A 1,596-nucleotide genomic window follows, 5' to 3' on the forward strand; every position below is an offset into this window, starting at 1 on the left:
GATGAGTGTTAGTCCATTGACCGACTCCCTGCGGCAATCGAACGATTGCGATGTTGTCGCACCTCAACTGAAAGGGAACTCGGATACTCTCGGCATGGCCTACGCAGGTAACGAATATACGATCGAGTATTTGCTGGATTCAGCGCGCAACTGGGCCCATACCACTGCGTGGGCCGTTTACCGCGCCGGCGAACAAATGCATTGGCTCGGGCAGGGCGACCCTGGCGTGCAGTGGCCGTCAAGCGTTGCCAATGAAGAGTTTGAAGCCTTTTGCCTGAGTCGCGGCTTGCACCGCTGGCCGACGGGTAGAGGCGAAAGTGCACTGGGGTGGCTCCTCGCTCCGACCCATGATGCCGCAGAACCGGCGCTCGCCGAGTTCGCCCAGCGCCTGGGCATTCAGCTACAGACCAATACCCTTGCCCGTGCGCAGATTACTCAGCGTGTGCTGTATGAAATTACCTATCTGGCCAGTTCGACTCGCGATCGGTCAGTGTTTCTGGTGGGGGTTCACCAGCTGCTGGCCAGTCTGATCGACGCCGAGAACTTCTATCTCGCTCTGTATGATCCGCTCAGTGGCAAGATTGACTACCCGTATTACGTCGACATCATCGACGTTGATGCCGTGGAGTCCCAGCACTACGAATACCTTGACCCTTCGCACCTGTCATTGACCGGCCAGGTGTTGACCACTGGCCAACCGTTGTTGATCGACTCCGCCGGCATCCTCGCGGCTCAGGCCGAGGACCGTTTCTACTGCGTGGGCGATCGTCCCGAGTTCTGGATGGGCGCACCATTGAAAAATGCCTCGGATGACGTGTTTGGCATGCTTGCCATGCAGGTCTACGACGTTTCGCGTACCTACAGCGCTGAAGACCGCGCGCTGTTTCTGGTGGTCGCACGCCACGTGGCCATGGCGCTGGACCGGATTCTGCACCGCGAGGACCTGGAAGAGACGGTGATGCGTCGCACCCTGGAGCTTTCGGCACTCAATGACGCATTGAGGCAGGAAGTGGCTGAACGACAGCGCGCCGAACATTTGCAGAGCGCGCTGTTCCAGATTGCTGAACTGTCGAGCCAGCCTGGCGACATGGCTGAGTTGTTTCAAACCTTGCATGGCATCGTCGGTGAGCTGCTGTTCGCGCAGAACTTCTACATCGCGCTGTTCGACGACGCGATCAGCGAAGTGACCTTTCCGTATTACGTCGATGAGCGGCAGACGAACTGCCCGCCTGCACGGCGTGGGTGCCGGGGCTTGACTGAGTACGTTATCCGTCAGCGCCGGCCTTGTCTGATTGACGTCGGCGAGGCTGAACGATTGGCGGCGCACKATGAAATCGAACTGGCCAATGAGTCTGTCCGATCCCACTCCTGGTTGGGCATTCCATTGTTCGATGGCGATGTAGTGCGTGGCGTGCTGGCGGTGCAAAGCTATACCTCGCAAGTGCGATATACCCTGCGTGACCAGGAACTGCTCACGTTCGTGTCACGGCACATTGACACAGCGTTGTCGCGACGTACTGCCGCCGAAGCGATTCATGCTGCCAACCTCAAGCTGGAAGCGCGGGTGCAAAACCGCACCCGCGAGCTCGATCACGC

Annotated in this window: 1 protein-coding gene; it reads left to right on the top strand. The window is 58.9% G+C overall.

The genetic code is table 11. The features are described 5' to 3' along the window. Window position 1: 1 nt before the first annotated feature. The coding region (locus tag AC1DRJ_RS27000; protein WP_477804838.1) for a GAF domain-containing protein at window positions 2-1,596 on the top strand (1,595 nt) is incomplete at its 3' end.

The organism is Pseudomonas sp. P5_B2 (assembly GCF_056400445.1).